Genomic DNA, 17,011 nt, shown 5'->3' with positions numbered 1-17,011 from the left:
GGGCCGGGACAGGACAGGCCGCGTTCTCCCACCGCCAGAGGGGTTCGATCACTTCCGACCTCGGGCGATGGATTGACCCTGCGGAGCAGCAAGGCTAAACCCGAGACGCTTCTCATCCCCCGAAAGCAACCCGTGCGCCGTCCCCTCCGCGACGACACAGTCCCCGGACACACTCCCCGCCGCGAGCCCCTGCAGCGACTGCTGCGCGCCGTGGACGGACCTCGCGCGACCCGCGAGGTCTCCCTTCACCGGAAGATTCTCAACGGCTACGTCTTGATGGGGCTGGCGCTGACGGGCTGGATGTACGCGTCGGACGGCCTCATCAGCTTCGTCTTCCCCGCACTCAGCGCGGGGGGCAAGGACGCCGTGCGTATCGGCGTCGCCATCATCATCACCGGGGCCGCCGCCGCGCTGCTGCCTTCGTGGCTCGCGCGCGTCACCCGCGTGAAGGTGCTCAGCCGCTCCGCATATGAAATCTCGCAGGGCGACCTGTCCAAGCCGGTGGCCGCCGAGGGCGGCAGCAAGCGCGACGAGATTGACGAGCTGACGGGCGCCATCACCCGCATGCAGGAGAACCTGCGCGAACTGGTGGGCAAGATTCAAGAGACGGCCAAGAGCGTGGCCGACACGGCCATCGACCTCCAGCGCTCGGCGGAGAACGTCAACGGCTCCACCGAGGAGGTGGGCTCGTCGATGGAGAAGATTGCTGGCGGCGCCGAGTCCCAGTCGCAGCTGGTGTCGAAGGCGTCCAAGGTCATCACCGAGATGGCCGGCAGCATCCAGCGCACCACGGCCAGCGCCGAGGACGCGGCGCGGACGACGGCGGAGACGAGCAGCGCGGCCGAGGACGGCTCCAAGGCGGCGCGGCTGGCCGGCGACAAGGTGAAGAAGGTCTTCAACCGCATCGAGTCCGCCAGCCAGCAGGTGTTCGCCTTCGGCGAGAAGACGCAGGAAATCTCGAAGATCGTCGACGCGATTACGCAGGTGGCGCAGCAGACGAACCTGCTGGCGCTCAACGCGACCATCGAGGCGGCGCGCGCGGGTGAGTACGGCCGCGGCTTCGCGGTGGTGGCCGATGAAGTGCGCAAGCTGGCCGAGAGCGCGGGCCGCTCCGCCGAGCAGATCTCCAAGCTGGCGCGCGACATCTCCGGGCAGTCCACCTCCGTCGTGAGCGCCATGAAGGAAGGCATCGCGGAGCTGGCCGAGGGCCGTGAGGACCTGACCAACATCGTGCGCTCCATGGGCGCCATCACCGACACCATCCGCAAGGGCTCCGAGAAGGTGCACCTCATCTCCGAGAGTGCCCGCGAGCAGCTCAAGGGCAGCGAGGAGATGGTGACGGCCATCGAGGAAATCAAGCTGGTGGCGCGCAACAACGCCTCCTCCACCGAGGCCATCCAGGCCGTCATCCAGGAGCAGACCGCCGCCGTATCCCGCATGACGTCGCTGGCCAGTGAGCTGACCAACCTCTCCGTCGAGCTGCAGAGCGTCGTGCGCAGCTTCCGCCTGGGCCCATGAGCCAGACGCCCTCGGACAACGTCGACGCGAAGCTGAAGGCCGCGGAGGACCATCTGCGCGAGGTGATGCTCGCGCTCCCCGAGGTCACCGAGGAGTTCCCCTGGGGCCACCGCACGGCCAAGGTGAAGGGGAAGATGTTCGCCATCCTCGTGCTGGACAACGACGGGCTGAGGGTCACCACCAAGCTCCCGGAGTCCAACGAGGCCGCGCTCACGCTGCCCTTCACCGCGCCCACCGGCTACGGCCTGGGCAAGAGCGGCTGGGTGTCCTCCCACTTCAAGCCAGGCAGCGAGGTCCCCATCGGGCTGCTGGCCCAGTGGATTCACGAGAGCTTCCGCGCCGTGGCGCCGCAGAAGGTGCTCAAGGCGCTGATGGCCCCGGGCGCGGCGCAGGCTCCGAAGGCGAAGGCGGCGGCGAAGAAGTCCTCCGCCCCTGTCAGGGCGCCTGCCGCGGCGAAGCCGGGGGCCGGTGCTGGGAAGGGCGGAGCGGCGAAGCGGGGTGTGGCGGCGGGGCGGGCCGTGGCGCGGACGTCAGCGGCCGGAAAGAAGCCCGCACCGGGCAAGGCGGCGGCGGGCGGGAAGAAATCCGTGGCGAAGCCGTCCTCGGCGCGCGAAGGTCCCACCAGGCGGGCCGGCGCGAAGCAGACGTCCACGGCGAAGCGGGGCGCGGCGGGTTCGTCCCGGTCGAAGCGGTAGCGAATCGGGCCGGTCATTCCAGAGTGGATAGAACGTTACTCCTGTGCGGCACGTCATCTTCCGGGTGGAGAAGGAGCGTTACGGGTTGCCGCTCTCGGCGGTGCGGGAGGTCGTCGTGCCTCCCGAGCGCTTCACCCGTGTGCCGCGTGCGCCGCTGGCCATTACAGGCGTAATGAATCTGCGCGGCAGGGTCGTGACAGTGGTAGAGCTGCGGCAGCTTCTGAGTCTCCCCGAGGGTCCTACCCCGCCCGGACGGGTGGTTCTACTGGACCGCGGGCGGAGAGACCTGGGACTGTTGGTAACAGACGTAGATGGCATCGAAGCGGTGGAGCGGGTGAGCACGGCGCCAGGAAAGATGACGCCTGCCATCCGGGGCGTCGCCAGGCTGGGTGGCCTGGGAGTGACTGTCCTGGACCCAGAAGGGTTGGACGCCGCGGTGGTTGCCTTGTTCACCCATTCCAAGTGAGTAGCCCCCTGGAAAGCGCGGATGCTAGTGTCCGCGCTCCTCTAGGTGATTCGGAGGCGGAGTTCTTCACATGGCTAAGCGGGTCCTGGTCGTCGACGATGCCATCTTCATGCGCAACATGATCAAGGACATCTTTGCGTCTGGGGGGTTCGAGGTCGTCGGTGAGGCGGCCAACGGCCTGGAGGCCGTGGAGAAGTACAAGGAGCTCAAGCCCGACCTCACGACGATGGACATCGTCATGCCCTTCAAGAGCGGCATCGAGGCCACGCGAGAGATCATCAAGGCAGACAGCAGCGCGGTGGTCATCATGTGCTCCGCGCTCGGGCAGGAGAGCCTGGTGATGGAGGCCATCGAGGCGGGCGCCTCGGACTTCATCGTCAAGCCGTTCCGGGCCGAGGACGTGCTGGCCGTGGTGAAGAAGGTCCTGGGCGAGACGTGAGCGGCTGCGCCCTGGCGCGGGCTGTCCACCCTTCCTGACACGAGGCCGGGTCCATGACGATGGACATGTCCCGCTACCTCGGGCTCTTCATCTCCGAGGCGACCGACCACCTGGAGGCGCTCGGGCGTGACCTCGTGGAGCTCGAGCGCGAGGGCTCGTCCAGCGCGGTGGATTCGATGTTCCGCCATGCCCACTCGGTCAAGGGCATGGCGTCGTCCATGGGCTTCGAGCCCATCGCCATCGTGGCGCACCGCGTAGAGGACCTGGTGGACGCCGTCCGTCAGGACCGCGGCCGCCTGGACCGCGACCTGGTGGACCTGCTGCTCACCGCCGCCGACACCATGCTCGCGCAGGTGCGCGCGGTGGCGGAGGGCAAGCAGCCGGATGATTCCGCGGCGCTCCTGACGCAGCTCGGCCAGCGCGTCACCACCATGACGGGCCAGGCCCCGGCCGCCACGCGCGTCGCGAAGGTGACGGCGCTGAAGCCGGAGGGCGGCGGCTCGGATGGCACGGGCTCGGATGGCCCTGGCGGCGGCTCAGGCTCTGGCTCGGATGGCTCGGGTACGGGGGGCGGAGCTGGCGGCTCGGGCACTGCGGGCGCAGCTGGCGGCTCGGGCACTGCGGGCGCAGCTGGCGGCTCGGGCACTGCGGGCGCAGCTGGCGGCTCGGGCCCTGCAGGCGCCGGTGCCAGCCCTGCCTCAACGCACGGTGGCGGAGCTGCGGGCAGCGGCACCCGGAGCAGCGTCGTCGGAGGCTCGGGCGCCGCGGGTGGCAGTGCCAGCCCAGGCGTGGCCAACGGCACCGGTGTTGACGGTGCGGGGACCAGCTCGGCCAGTCCCAACCTTCTGATGAACGGCGGGCCCGGTACCTCCGCCACCTCCAGCGCGCCGAATGGAGCGCACGGCACCAGCGCCCCATCATCCCCGGACGGAGCCACCGGAGGCGTGGTGGTGCCGCTGTCCTCGCGCCGGGCCTCGGACGCGCCCGGAGCCGACGCAGGAACCGCGGCTCCAACGCCCGACCTGGCCAACTCCCTGAAGGCCGCGGCCAGCGCGCCGCTCCCGGAAACGCTGGCCCAGCGCTGGGCGGTGCGGCTGCGCATCGCGCCCACCTGTCAGGTGCCCGGTGTGCGCGCCTTCCTCGTCCACAAGCGCCTCACCAACCTGGGCACGCTGGTGGAGCTCCGGCCCGCGTTGGAGGAGTTGAAGGCCGGCCGCATCCCAGACGGCAACATCCAACTGGAGCTCGAGACTCCGGCGGGCGAAGCGGGCATCCACGCGGCGTTGAAGAACGTGGCCGAGGTGGAGGTCATCTCGGTGAAGCCCGCGGTGGCCGCGCCCGTGGTGCAGCCCACCCTCGTGCCTGTCCCCGACGGGGCCCGCGCGCCCGCGGACACGGCGTCGCGCACGGTGCGCGTGCGCACGGAGCTCCTCGACTATTTCCTCGACACCGTGGGTGAGCTGATGCTCGCCACGGCCCGCCTGCGTGAGGTGGGCAAGGTGCTGCCGGAGAACACGCGCCCCGCGCTGGAAGAGGGCGTCTACCGGCTGCACACCTTGGTGAAGGACCTGCACGACAAGGTGATGACGGCGCGCATGACGCCGCTGTCCCTCATCACCGACCGGCTGCCCCGGGCGGCGCGAGACATCGCCCGCCGCAAGGAGCGCGAGGTCGACCTGGTCATCACCGGCGCGGAAATCGAACTCGACCGGGCCATCCTCGAGGAGCTGTCGGACCCGCTGCTCCACTTGCTGCGCAACTGCATCGACCACGGCTTGGAGGCGCCCGAGGATCGCGCCGCCGCGAAGAAGGGCCCACGCGGCCGGGTGCTGGTGGCGGTGAAGCGCGCCAGGGACCGCGTCATCATCGAGTTGGAGGACGACGGCCGCGGCATGGACCCCGCGAAGCTGAAGAGCGCCGCGGTGTCGCGAGGCCTGCTCTCGGCGGAGGCCGCGGCGCGCCTGACGGACCGCGAGGCCTTCATGCTGTCGTGCCTTCCGGGCGTCTCCACCGCCAAGGACATCACCGACATCTCCGGCCGCGGTGTGGGCATGGACGCGGTGAAGCGCGTGGTGGAGAACGTCGGAGGCACGCTCGAAATCGACAGCGAGCGGGGCCGGGGCACCCGCTTCACCCTGCGACTTCCACTGACGGTCGCGGTGGTGCACCTGCTGTTGGTGGAGGTGGGCGAGGAGGTCTTCGGCCTGCCCATCGCCAAGGTGGTGGGGGCGACGGAGGCGGACGGGGAGTCACTCAGCCGCAGCCGCGAGACGGCCCTGCTGCCTCATGGTAATTCGCTGCTGCCGGTCCATTCGTTGGATGCGCTGGTGGGCGTACCTGCCCCCCAGAGACTGGGAGCCCGGCCTTTCGTGGTGATGGACGGGGATTCCGGCAGGGTGGCCCTGGCGGTGGACCGCCTGTTGGGACAGGAGGAAGTGGTGCTCAAGCCGCTGTCGCGGCCCCTGGACTTGCTGCCCGGTCTGTCCGGCGTCACCATTCTGGGAAGTGGGCGTCCGGTGTTCATCCTGGACGTGCCGAGGTTACTGTCCGCGTGAGCCAGCCCCTGCACAGCGACGCGCAACTCGACGCACTGCGCGAGGTGGCCAACATTGGTTGTGGCCACGCGGCCAATGCGCTCTCCCGGTTGATGGGAGGACGCAAGGTGGACCTCTCCATTCCCCGCGTGCTGCTGACAGGCCCCTCCGACGCCGCCGAGCTTCTGGGTGGGGCCGCGCCGGTGGTGTCGGGGTGGCTGGGCATCCAGGGCGGGCTGCGGGGTGCGCTGTTGCTGGTGCTGCCCCAGCAGGACGGCGCCGCGCTGGAAGCGCTGCTCCTGGAGGGACAGCCCGTGATTCATCAGGCCGAACGGGACAGCGTGATGGCGGAGACGGCGAACATCGTCGCCAGCGCCTGCCTGTCCGCCATGGGCCGGATGACGGGCTGGAAGCTGGTGCCCACGGTGCCCACGGTGCGGCGAGGCCGCGCGCGGGACGTGGTGTCCGACGTGGTGGGACAGGTGGAGGGCGACGCCAGCAGCGTGGTGGTGCTGGAGGCCCGCTTCCTCGCGACCGCGGCGCCCCCCGTGGGGGGGCAGCTGCTGTTGGTGCTGGCGCGGGACAGCATCCGCGACCTGCTGGCGCGGCTGGGCGTGTAGCCCGTTTCGGGCTAGACGGGCGCCCATGGATGAGAAGGCGCTGAAGCAGCTCCTGGGCAGTGTGAAGTCCGGCCGCGTCTCCGTGGACGATGCGGTGGGCAAGTTGAAGGACCTGCCCTTCGCGGAGCTGGGGTACGCGACGCTCGACACGCACCGCAACCTGCGCTTCGGCTTCCCGGAGGTGGTGCTGGGTGAGCCCAAGACGGTGGAGCAGCTGCTGGGAATCGTCGGGGCGTTGGTGGAGCGCAAGCAGACGGTGCTGGTGACGCGGCTCCAGCCGGACAAGGCGGAGGCGCTGGTGGCGCGCTTCCCCAAGGGCGAGTACCACCCGGTGGCGCGCATCTTCCATCTCAAGCAGGGCAAGGTGCGCGCGGGCCGCGTAGCGGTGGTGACGGCGGGTACCAGCGACATTCCCGTGGCGGAAGAGGCGGCCACGACGGCCGAGGCCATGGGCGCGGAGGTGCGGCGCGTCTACGACGTGGGCGTGGCCGGCATCCACCGGCTGCTGCGGCGCCGCGAGGAAATCCAGGAGTGCCATGCCGCCGTGGTGGTGGCGGGCATGGAGGGCGCGTTGGCCAGCGCGCTGGGCGGGCTGGTGGGGATTCCCGTGGTCGCGGTGCCCACGTCGGTGGGCTACGGCGCCAACTTCAAGGGCGTGTCCGCGCTGCTGGCCATGGTGAACTCGTGCGCCTCCAACGTGGCCACGGTGAACATCGACAACGGATTTGGCGGTGGCTTCTACGCCGCCCTCATCTCCCGCACGAAGGGACGCAGGTGAGCACCATGCGACGCATCCTCTACCTGGAGCCGGTGGGTGGCATCGCCGGGGACATGTTCCTGGCGGCGGGCCTGGACCTGGGCATTGCCCCAGCGGAGCTGGAGCGCGCGCTGTCGGGCCTCCGCGTCCCGGGCTGGAAGCTGGCGGTGAGCCGCGCGGTGCGCCATGCCATCAGCGGCACGCACCTGGACGTCGTGCTGGATGCGCGCGAGGCCCATCCGCACCGCGCCTACGCGGACATCCGGCGCCTCATCGAGGAGGCGGACACGCTGCCCCCGCGCGCGAAGGAGCGGGCGCTGGCGGTGTTCCGCGCCATCGGCGAGGCGGAGGCGAAGGTCCACGGCGTGTCCATCGACGACATCCACTTCCATGAAGTGGGCGCGGTGGACTCCATCGTCGACATCTGTGGCGCGGCGGTGGTGCTGGAGCTGCTGGGCAACCCGGAGGTCCATGCGGCGCCGCCGCCGCTGGGCAGCGGCACCATCCGCGTAGCCCATGGCGCCATGCCCATTCCCGTGCCCGCGACGCTGGAGTTGCTGCGTGACGTGCCCGTGCGCTTCGAAGGCGTGGGGGAGCTGACGACGCCCACGGGCGCGGCGCTGCTCAAGGTGCTGGCGCACATCGGCCATCCGCCGGACTTCATCGTGGAGAAGGTGGGCTACGGCGTCGGAACGAAGGACTTCAAGGACCGGCCCAACGTGCTGCGCGCGTCGCTGGGCCGACTGGAGCAGGCCCGTAACGAAGGGCTCTGGGTGGTGGAGGCCAACCTGGACGACGCCACGCCGCAACTGCTGGGGCACCTGCTGGAGCGGTTGCTCGCGGTGGGCGCGCTGGACGCGTGGGTGACGCCCGTGGTGATGAAGAAGAGCCGGCCGGGGCACCTGCTGAGCGCGCTGGTGGAGGGCGGTGCGCGCGAAGCCATCGTGGACGTGGTGCTGCGCGAGTCCACCACGCTGGGCGTGCGCTACCACCGCGTGGAGCGTCAGGCGCTGGAGCGTGACTGGGTGGAGGTGGAGACGCCGTGGGGCAAGATCCGCGTGAAGCGCGGGCTGCGCCATGGCGCGGTGCTCAACGCCCACCCGGAGTTCGAGGACTGCCGCCAGGTGGCGGAGGCCGCGGGCGTCCCCGTGAAGCAGGTGATGGCCGCGGCGGTGGCGGCGCTCGGCCCCAAGGACTGAGCGCCGTGGGCTCCTCAGGGGGCGAAGAAGTCCCGGGCGCGGGCGCCCTGACCGCGGTAATCACGCCGGCAAGCGCACCTGGATGCGGGTGCCGCTCTGCTCGGCACGCACGCACAGGTCGCCGCCGTGGCGCTCGACGATGCGCCGGCAGACGTCCAGGCCCATGCCCGCCGCATGGGGCTTCGTGCTGAAGAAGGGCTCGAAGATGCGCGGCAGCAAGTCCTTGGGAATGCCCGGCCCGTCGTCGGAGACCTCGACGACGACGTGCGCGGCATCCTTCCAGGTGCGCAGTCGCACGCGGCCTCCGCGCTCGCCCAGCGCCTCCAGCGCGTTGAGCACCAGCTGCGTCCACAGCTCGTCGAGCGCGGCACCTTCCGCCTTCAGCCGGGGCAGGCCCGGGTCGTACTCACGCTCCACCGTGAGGTGCTCTCCGCGCAGCCGGTGGCCTAGCACCGCCAGCGCGTGCTCCAGTCCTTCGTGGACGTCCACGTCCTCACGCGGCACCGGGTCCATGAAGGCATAGGCCTTCACGCCTTCGACCAGTGCGGACACGCGCGCCGTTCCGCGCGCCACCTCCGCCATGAGCACGTCACAGCTCACTGCCACCACCAGCCACGCGAGCACGTCGCCCAGCAGCGCCCCGCCCACGCGCGTCGCCACCGACTCCAGCCACGCGACGTCCAGGCCGGAGGCCACCAGCGCGGGCGCCGCCTCCCACGCATCCGCCACGCCACGCGCCTCCAACCAGGAGCCCAGCGCTTCCTCGCGCTCGGCGCGAGCCAGGGGCTCCAGCGGCGGAGAGGTCCGCCCGCGCTCCGCCGCTTCCCGAGGTAGGGCCAGCAGGACGCTGCGCTGGGGCAGGGACAGGCCGTGGTCGCCCAGGGCCATGGCGCGCGCGGACACCGTGGCCATCAGCGCGCCCAGCCGCGCCGCGCTCCGCCGGGCCGCCGCGGCGGGGCTGCCCAGCTCGGCGCCCAGTTCGGCCGCCATGCGTCCCACGGGGAGCACTTCCGACTGCGGACGGACGTCTTGCGCCTGCTGCTGGGAGCGCTGCGAGGCCAGCTCCATCAGTCCCCGGCTGAGTCCGGGCGCCAGCCGCAGCAGCTCCCAGAAGGTGGCCGGCTCCATCCGGAACAGGCGCACGTCCGTCACCGCGTCGCCGCTGTGGGGGTAGGGCGCGTTCAGGAAGAGGATGAGCTCGCCGAAGAGGTCGCCGGCCTCCAACGTGAACGTGGGCACGCTCTCCGTGCCGGTGCGGCGGCTCCACTGCGTGTGGCCCTCCAGGATGACGGACAGGCCATCCGCGGCGGCGCCTTGCTCGGCGATACGCGTGCCAGCGGGGAAGTGGAGTTGACGGCCATGGTCCGCCATCCAGCGGAGCTGTTCTCCGGTGAGCCGGGCGAACAGTGGAACCTGGCGCAACGCCGCGACGATGTCGTCACTTCCCATACGCCGGGATGCTGCCTGTCCCCGCCAGGGAGTCCATCGGATTCGGCGGGGCTCCGCGCTATCGCAAGGGTTGCCGCGTCAACGCCTGTGCGAAGGCGTCGTTCCGCTGCCCGGCCACGCACACCGGCAACCCCTCCAGCATCCCGCAGCGCGCGCCCGCCCGGAGGAAGGCGCCCACCTGCTGACGCACCACGACGTACACCGTGTCCCCGTCCACGCCGCCAGGGCGCATGGTGGCGTTGCACTCCTCCGCAATCGACGGTGGGGTCCGGGTGACGTAGCCGCTGTTGAAGGTGAGGCCCAGCCGGTAGGCCATGTACCCCGTCGCGTTGACCAGCGGCTCGTTGTAGGGGCACACCCACTGCACCTGCGGCGGGAAGAGGGCCAGGTGCTGGTAGTGGCCCTTCAGCTCCGCCCACTCCGGGGCCTGGAGCCGGCGGAAGCCCTCCGGGCGACGGCGCAGCTCGCTCTTGTCCTGGCGCACGTCGTAGGCCTGCACGGCGACCACCAGCGCGAGCACCGCCGTCCCCACCCAGGCCCGCTCGCGCCACTGCCGCAGCCACAGGAGGAGGGCGCCGCCCATCACCGCGTAACACAGCGGCCAGATGAAGCGCCCGGATGCGCGGAACGCGGACGTCAGCCGCGAGAAGGGCTCGTACAGCCCGCCCAGGTCCACCACCAGCCGGCCCGTCCACGTCACCCGGGACGACAGCGCGTAGACGGCCAGCAGCAGCACCGCCACCGCGAAGGGCAGTCCCCGCCGCCAGGGCACATCGCGCAGCGTGCGGAAGCGAAGCGCCGCGCCCACGACGGAGAGCACCACGAGCAGCAGCGCCCCCGCGCCCACATAGCCGAAGCCTTCGCCCTGCCGCCGCGCCACGGGCAGCGAGGGCAGCAGCCGCGACCAGTCCGTGGGATTGAACAGCGTGGTCAGGTCGGCGGAGAACTGGCCGAAGCCCTCCGCGCCCAGGTTGCTGCCGACGAAGTAACCGAAGAGGGCGAAGATGAGCACGTCCATCACGACGATGCCCACCGAGGCCAGCAGCGCGCGTCCCCAACTGATGACGCGGCCCAGGGCCAGGCGCACGGTCAGCGCCATGGCCAGCGGCGCGAGCATGGCCACCAGGTACGGATGCGTACCCGCGCCCACGGCGTTCAGCGCGGCGGCCCACAGGAGGCTCCGCTTCGCCGCGTGGGCGTCCGGTGTGTCGCGCAGGTGCAGCCACATCATGGCCACCAGCAGCCAGTGCGAGCACAGCGTCAGATGCCCCAGCCGCGCCGCCATGGGGGGAGCCAGGGCCAGCAGCAGGCCGCCCAGCAACTGGTGCGTGGGACGGGACGAAACGACGGATACCAGCTTCGCGCCGAACCAACCCATGAGCGCGAAGCCCAACGCCAGCCAGAGGCCGTGGTACTGGAAGTCAGCGGGCAGCAGCGCGTTGAAGGGCTTGAACAGCACCGCCAGCAGGGGGTTGCCGTCCGTGAGCGCCACGGAGGTGCCATGCGGGAAGAGTTGGTTGGGCGAGCTCGTGAGTGGGAGGCCCCACGGTGCGTTTCGGTAGAACAGCCAACCGAAACCGGAGGCCGCCCAGTCCTCACGAATCATCCAGTCGATGCGCGTGGGCGGAATCGCCCGGCCGCCGCCGAGCCAGAGGAACCACGCCAGTCCACCCAGCGCGGCGCCCCAGGGCGCCCACCGGCTCGCGGGTGAAGGAGAAGGCGCAACGGTGGGGGCGGGCGGAGTCGGGGCGAGCGCCGGTGAAGCGGATTCCCTCGACGCCGGTGGACTCGGGGTCGTCATGGCGGCCTTGGTGGAGGCCGGCACTGTAGGACCGTGCTTCCCGCACGGGCAAGCACCGTCCCGGCCCCTGTGCTTCCGGCCAGCCTAGGGGTGGCAAGGCGTGATGCTGTCGTTGCTCCCGATGAGGCGCTCCTCCGGCGGCCCGATGTAGACGTCGTCCGCGAGCATCGTCGCCAGGCACGAGGGGAGCTGGGGGTTGTCCGTGACGACGAACGCATCGCGCACGCGCGCGAGTGCATCCAGGCTCAGCGCCGTCATCGCTGGATTCCCCCGCACCTCCAGGGTGCCCAGGGTGTGGAGCGCGCCCAGGGTGCTCAGGTGTTCCAGCGCGGCATTGCCCTTGACGTACAGGCCGCGCATCCACGTCACTTGCTCAAAGCCAGACAGGTCCGTCAGCAGCGGGTTGAGGTGGACGAACAACGCGCCACCCATGCTCTGGAGCTTTGGCAGGTCCGCCGCGCGCAGCAGCCGTGGGTTCTCCGCCAGGATGACGTCCTGATGTACCCGGAACAGCGACGGCATCGGGCCCACCTGCTCCAGCAGCGCGTTGCCTGCCACGACGAGCGCGCCTGTTTCGGAGAGGGCATCGAAGCGGAGGTCCAGGAGCCGGGCGTTGTTCATCACGATGACGCGGTCCTTCACCACCGTCAGGTGTTCCAGCCCGGTGAGGTGCGTGAGGGCGTTGTTGTGGGAGACGTCGAGCACGCCGCCGACCCTCGTCAAACCTCCCAGTCCCTCCAGGGACTGAAGCATCGGGTTGCCCGAAATCGTGACGCTCCCTCCCACCTCTGTCAGACGGGACACCGGCAGCTTCTCCAGCGCGGGGTTGCCGTGGATGGTGAGTGTGCCCGCCAGCACCTGGACGTGGGGGAGCGTGTCGGGGCTCCACTTCACGCCGGTGTTCCACAAGGTGAGGTCGAAGTGGGGCGCCACGGCGGCCATGCCGCTCAGGGACGACAAGGCGGGGAGTGAGTAGAGCGTCAAGCCGTCGATGCGAACGGCTGGAAGCGCCTCCATCGTCTGCGGTCCGACGCGCACCTCGTTGAGCGAGGGGCTGCCGCGGATGCTCAACGTTCCTCCCACGTAGCGAAGCCCAGACAGCTCCACCCGCGTCAGCGCCGGGTTGTCGTGGATGGACAGCGGACCTTCCACCGACACGAGGCCGGGTAGTTCCACCATCGCGACATCCGTGTTCTCGACGGCGAGCTCACCGCGAATGATGGAGAGGGACTTCAACGCTTCCAGGTCGGCCGCGTTCTCCACCGCGTACATCCCGTCATGGGCCGCCGACGACTGGCACACGAAGGCGGCCGCGAGAACCTCGGTGTCGTCGAGCACCCTGTTCAGGTTGGTGTCCACGCCTGCCTCCACCTGGGTGCCTCCCGTGGTGCAGTTCGGGCCCGCGGGCTCTGGCTGCTGGCGCAGCAGTGTCACCGCGGGGTCCGCGCAGATGCGGGCGGCCGCCCGGAGCTCGTTGTCATCGAGCACGCCATTCCCATTGAGGTCCACGCCGGCCTCCACGAGCGCGTTGTCGTACCGGCAGACGAAGGGCTGGGTCAGCAGCGGGCGCACGCGGGCGAGGACAGGCGCCGGCTCCATGCAGCCGTGGACCTCGCGCGTCACCTCGTCATCCGAAAGGAGGCCGTTGCCATCCAGGTCAGCCCCCGCCAGGGTGAGCTGCCCGCCCAGCGCACAGGGCTCACCGGGAGGGAGCTGCCGCGTGCGCACCAGCACGCCTGGCGAGAGCGTGGCGCAGATGTACTCGGTGCCCGTCACCTCGTCGTCATCGAGCACGCCGTCATCATCCTGGTCCAGCCCCGAGAGGACGGCCTTCCCTCCGTGCTCGCAGTTCAGGCCGGAGGGCTCGTCGGCCACTCGGGTGCGTGCCTCGTGCTGACCGATGAGCTGGCGCAGGTCGATGCCGTCACACCCGGTGGCCAGGACCAGGGCCAACATCCACGTCCATCGCATCGCCAGGAGCCTTTCGGGGCGTCACTCGCCGCAGGTGGCGGTGTCGTCATTGCCGCTGATGTGGAGTTGCCCGGCGTCGCCCGTGTACGCGGCCGCCGCGAGCGACGTCGCGAGGCATGAGGCGAGCTCGAGATTATTCGTGACGTCGAAGGCCTGGCTGACCTGATGCAGCGAGGTCAGGCCCAGCCGAGTGAGGCTCGCGTTGTCCGAGACGCGAAGCGAAGCGAGTGTACTCAGGCCGCTCAGGCCCTCCAGGGTCGTCAAGGCGGGGTTTCCCATCACGCGCAGCTCGGACAGATGACGGACCGGCGCGAGGCTGGAGAGCGCCTGCAGGGCCTCGTTTTCGCTGATGACGAGCGCGCCGCCGATGCTCCGCGGGGAGAGTCCTTCTAGGGAGTGCAGCGCAGGGTTCCCCGAGATGCGGACGTTGCCGCCGACATGGAAGAGGTTCGAGAAGGGAAGCGCTTGCAGCGCGTTGTTGTCGGTGACGGTGAGCGAGCCCATGAGGTTGTCGACGTTGACGAGCACGGAATCCTCTTTGGGGTGGAACGCCAGGGCATCATTGCCCACCACCAGCAGGCTCTCCCGAGGCGACACGCTCACGAGCCCGCTCAGGCTGCGCAGCCGGTCGTTGTTGCTCACGAGGACGCCCTGGCCCACGAACAACCGTTGATGGTCGGCGCCGCCCGCTTGGAGCCTCTCCAGCGCGGGGTTGGCTGTCACATCGAGGTCGTCGCCCACGAAGCGCAGGACGGGCAGGTCCACCCAGGTCAGGAGTTGGTTGTTCCAGAGGCGCAGGGTGCGGTCCACCACCGCGAGCCCCGGCAGGCTCAGCTCGGTGATGGACGCGTCGTTGATAAGGAGCGACCCCTGGATGCGGGAGATGCGCTGGAGCGCGGCGAGGTCCGCGGGGGTCCGCACGGTGTAGTCGCCGTGGAGCGTGTGCAGGGCCTCGCAGACGAAGGCGGTCTTGTGGACCTCGGGCCCCAAGAGCGCGCCATCGTCATTTGAATCCACGCCCAGCCGGATGCCCGTGCCACCCTGGGGGCAGGTCCCTCCGGCGAACTCGGGCACGTAGACGACCATGAGCCGGGTCGGCTCCACGCAGACACTCTCCATGGCGCGGACCTCGTCTTCATCGAGGAGGCCATTGCCGTTCACGTCAGGGCCGGCCTCCACCCAGGTGCGGCCCCAGCTACAGAGCCACGGCGGGACCGTCGCCGACGGAGGCTGATGCTGGCTTCGGTGAATCACACGCGGGGAGACTGGCTCGGTGCAGCCGTACACCTCCCGGGTGACTTCGCCGTCTTCCAGGACATCGTTACCATTCACGTCCTGGCCCGCGCGCGACACGTGGCCGCCGTGAGGGCACTGCTCACCGGGCGGCACGTCCTGCATGTGCACCAGCACCCCGGGCGTGGGCGTGGTGCAGACGTACTCGGTGCTCGTGACTTCGGCGTCGTCGAGCACGCCGTTGTCGTTCAGGTCCAGGCCCGCGAGAAAGGCCCTGCCGCCGAGCGGGCAGCGGTCTCCGGCCGGCTCGGGGTCCACCCGCGTGCGTGCCTCGTGCTGCGTGACGAGCTTCCGCACGTCGATGCCTTCACAGCCCGCCGCCAGCAGCACCACCGCCATCCAGGTCCATCGCATGGGTACGTCTCTCTTCCTCGTGACGGGAATCGCCGCTGGGAGGCCTTCAATCGCAGGGGGTTGAGCTGTCGTTGCCGCGAATCTCCGGCGCGCCGCCCGTGTTGACCCGTGCGGCGAGCGACACGGCCAGGCAGGTGGGGAGCCGGGGGTTCTCCGTGACGGTGAAGATGCCGGTGACGCTCTCCAATGCATTCAGGTTCAGGCGCAGCAGGTTCTCATTGGAGAGCACATACAGCTCCTCCACCGATTGGAGGAGGACGAGGTCCGACAAGTCGGTGAGGCTCGCGTTGTTCTCCACGGTCAGCACCTTCAGCGAGAGCAGCCGGTCGAAGCCCATCAGCCGGGAGAGTTGTGGATTGTTGCCGATGAACAGGAAGCCGCTGTTCTGCACCTTCTGGAGCCCCCACAGGTCCTTCAACACCGCGTTGGCATTGAACCGCATGCCGGAGGTGACGCGCGCCAGCTTGGGGAACTCCCCCGCGTCTTCCAGTGCGGGGTTGTGATCGAATTCGAGCGTCCCCACCTGGGTGAGTTCATTCAGGCCTTCCACCGAGCGCAGAGTGGCGTTGTCCCGCACGCGGAGCGCTCCGCCAATGGACGTCAGCGCTGGCATGCCCCACAACCCGGAGAGGACGTCGTTGTTTTCGATGACGAGGTCTCCCACGACCGTATGCAGCACCGTTCCGCTCAGGGTGCTCAGGGCGGAGTTCCCGATGATGTTCAGGGAGCCGCCCAGCCACTCGAGGTGCCGGAAGGGAAGGGTGGAGAGCTTTGCGTTGTCTTCCAGGGTGATGCTGCCGAGGAGCGCGGAGGTGAATGTGAAGTAACCCCCTTCGAGGGCATCATTGTCTTTCAGGACGATGTTGTTGCCAGGAAGGACCGCGCTCACCCCCGCGAGCGTGGGGAGCAAGGGATTGGACACCAGGCTGAAGTCTCCCCAGACCCGGAGTGGAGCGCGGCTGCCGCTGCCCAGGGTCAGCGTGGTCAACGCGGAGTTTCTGGCGACGGTGAGTGGGCCGCCCACGATGCGCAGCGAGGGCATCTCCACGTGTTCGAGCGACGTGTCGATGATCTCCAGCGCGCCTTCGACCATCATCAAGTCGGGGAGGCGGGCCTCCGTGACGGACCCGGCGTCGAAGTAGAGGTTGCCGCGGACGCGGGAGATGCCCTCCAGCGCCACGAGGTCCACCGCGTTGCGCACGCGGTAAGTGCCATCCAGCGTGTGCAGGGGCTGGCACACGAACATGGATGACATCACCTCTTCGTCCTCGAACAGGCCGTCCGCGTCCCCGTCGGTGCCCACGTCCACCTGGGTGCTGTGCGTGGGACACGCGGCGCCGGCCGGAGCCGGTGACTGACGCAGCCGGACCTCGGAGGGGAGCACGCAGAGGTTGGACGTCGCCCGGACCTCGGAGTCGTCCAGCACGCCGTTGCCATCCTGGTCCTGCCCGGCCTCGACCACGGCGCCATTTTCGCCGCAGGGGAAGACGAACGGCTCCCGGGCTCGCACGCGGGTGACCACGGCCTCCGAGCTGGCGCAGCCGTAGACCTCGCGAGTGACCTCGCTGTCTTCCAACTCGTCGTTGCCATTCGAGTCCTGGCCCGCGCGGTACACCCTGCCGCCCTCGGTGCAGTTCTCACCTGGAGGCTCGTCCTGCACGCGCATCAGCACGCCGGGGATGGCGGTGACACACGCGTACTGGGTGACGGTCACTTCGGCGTCGTCGAGCACGCCGTTGTCGTTCAGGTCCAGGCCCGTGCGGACGAAATGGCCACCGTGGACGCAGTTGGCACCCGCGGGCTCGGGCTCCAGCCGGGTGAGCGGCGGGTGCTGCCGGACGAGCCGGTCCAAGTCGATGCCGTCACACCCCGTGACGAGCACGAGCATCACCATCCACATGCGTTTCATGAGCAA

13 protein-coding genes are annotated in these 17,011 nt (G+C 69.8%); 8 read left to right on the top strand and 5 right to left on the bottom strand.

Features of this window, described 5'->3' with window-relative positions; translation table 11 throughout:
- Positions 1 to 132 precede the first annotated feature (132 nt).
- The 8 genes from HNV26_RS05855 to larC all read left to right on the top strand — a co-directional run bounded on the left by HNV26_RS05855 (position 133) and on the right by larC (position 8,228).
- The gene (locus tag HNV26_RS05855; protein WP_090488042.1) at positions 133 to 1,518 is read left to right on the top strand and encodes a methyl-accepting chemotaxis protein; all 1,386 of its coding nucleotides are present in this window, start codon (positions 133 to 135) and stop codon (positions 1,516 to 1,518) included.
- Positions 1,515 to 2,213 (top strand): MmcQ/YjbR family DNA-binding protein, encoded by a 699-nt coding sequence (locus HNV26_RS05850; protein ID WP_171452775.1) that lies wholly within the window; start codon positions 1,515 to 1,517, stop codon positions 2,211 to 2,213. The genes HNV26_RS05855 and HNV26_RS05850 overlap by 4 nt, the downstream gene beginning before the upstream one ends.
- A 43-nt stretch (positions 2,214 to 2,256) precedes the next feature.
- Positions 2,257 to 2,679, top strand: a complete 423-nt coding sequence (locus tag HNV26_RS05845; RefSeq protein ID WP_011556619.1) for a chemotaxis protein CheW — start codon at positions 2,257 to 2,259, stop codon at positions 2,677 to 2,679.
- Between the two features lie 70 nt (positions 2,680 to 2,749).
- Positions 2,750 to 3,118, top strand: a complete 369-nt coding sequence (locus HNV26_RS05840; protein ID WP_011556618.1) for a response regulator — start codon at positions 2,750 to 2,752, stop codon at positions 3,116 to 3,118.
- Positions 3,119 to 3,171: 53 nt separating this feature from the next.
- Positions 3,172 to 5,673: a chemotaxis protein CheA gene (locus tag HNV26_RS05835; protein ID WP_171440613.1), complete on the top strand. Its 2,502-nt coding sequence runs from the start codon at positions 3,172 to 3,174 to the stop codon at positions 5,671 to 5,673.
- Positions 5,670 to 6,272 carry a chemotaxis protein CheC gene (locus HNV26_RS05830; RefSeq protein ID WP_171440612.1) on the top strand — a complete coding sequence of 201 codons (603 nt, stop codon included), beginning with the start codon at positions 5,670 to 5,672 and terminating at the stop codon, positions 6,270 to 6,272. The genes HNV26_RS05835 and HNV26_RS05830 overlap by 4 nt, the downstream gene beginning before the upstream one ends.
- A 25-nt stretch (positions 6,273 to 6,297) precedes the next feature.
- Complete coding sequence (gene larB, locus HNV26_RS05825) at positions 6,298 to 7,050, top strand: nickel pincer cofactor biosynthesis protein LarB (RefSeq protein WP_090488050.1); 753 nt, start codon at positions 6,298 to 6,300, stop codon at positions 7,048 to 7,050.
- A 5-nt stretch (positions 7,051 to 7,055) separates the two neighbouring features.
- Positions 7,056 to 8,228, top strand: a complete 1,173-nt coding sequence (gene larC, locus HNV26_RS05820; RefSeq protein ID WP_171440611.1) for a nickel pincer cofactor biosynthesis protein LarC — start codon at positions 7,056 to 7,058, stop codon at positions 8,226 to 8,228.
- A 60-nt stretch (positions 8,229 to 8,288) separates the two neighbouring features.
- On the opposite strand, the gene HNV26_RS05815 is transcribed toward larC, so the two are convergent.
- From HNV26_RS05815 to HNV26_RS05795, 5 genes are all read right to left on the bottom strand, one after another.
- The gene (locus tag HNV26_RS05815; RefSeq protein ID WP_171440610.1) at positions 8,289 to 9,677 is read right to left on the bottom strand and encodes an ATP-binding protein; all 1,389 of its coding nucleotides are present in this window, start codon (positions 9,675 to 9,677) and stop codon (positions 8,289 to 8,291) included.
- Between the two features lie 58 nt (positions 9,678 to 9,735).
- The gene (locus HNV26_RS05810; RefSeq protein ID WP_216611835.1) at positions 9,736 to 11,478 is read right to left on the bottom strand and encodes a DUF6311 domain-containing protein; all 1,743 of its coding nucleotides are present in this window, start codon (positions 11,476 to 11,478) and stop codon (positions 9,736 to 9,738) included.
- Between the two features lie 84 nt (positions 11,479 to 11,562).
- On the bottom strand, positions 11,563 to 13,449 hold the full coding sequence (locus tag HNV26_RS05805) for a DUF7151 family protein (RefSeq protein WP_171440608.1): 1,887 nt from the start codon (positions 13,447 to 13,449) through the stop codon (positions 11,563 to 11,565).
- A 21-nt stretch (positions 13,450 to 13,470) separates the two neighbouring features.
- Positions 13,471 to 15,096 carry a DUF7151 family protein gene (locus HNV26_RS05800; protein ID WP_171440606.1) on the bottom strand — a complete coding sequence of 542 codons (1,626 nt, stop codon included), beginning with the start codon at positions 15,094 to 15,096 and terminating at the stop codon, positions 13,471 to 13,473.
- 46 nt (positions 15,097 to 15,142) lie between these two features.
- Positions 15,143 to 17,005, bottom strand: coding sequence for a DUF7151 family protein (locus HNV26_RS05795; RefSeq protein WP_253816269.1), 1,863 nt, complete (start codon positions 17,003 to 17,005; stop codon positions 15,143 to 15,145).
- Between the last annotated feature and the right edge of the window lie 6 nt (positions 17,006 to 17,011).

Source organism: Myxococcus xanthus (genome assembly GCF_013116825.1).
Classification (GTDB): domain Bacteria; phylum Myxococcota; class Myxococcia; order Myxococcales; family Myxococcaceae; genus Myxococcus; species Myxococcus xanthus_B.
Note: the sequence above shows the minus strand (reverse complement) of the source record. Positions and strands in the feature narration are given on the sequence as shown.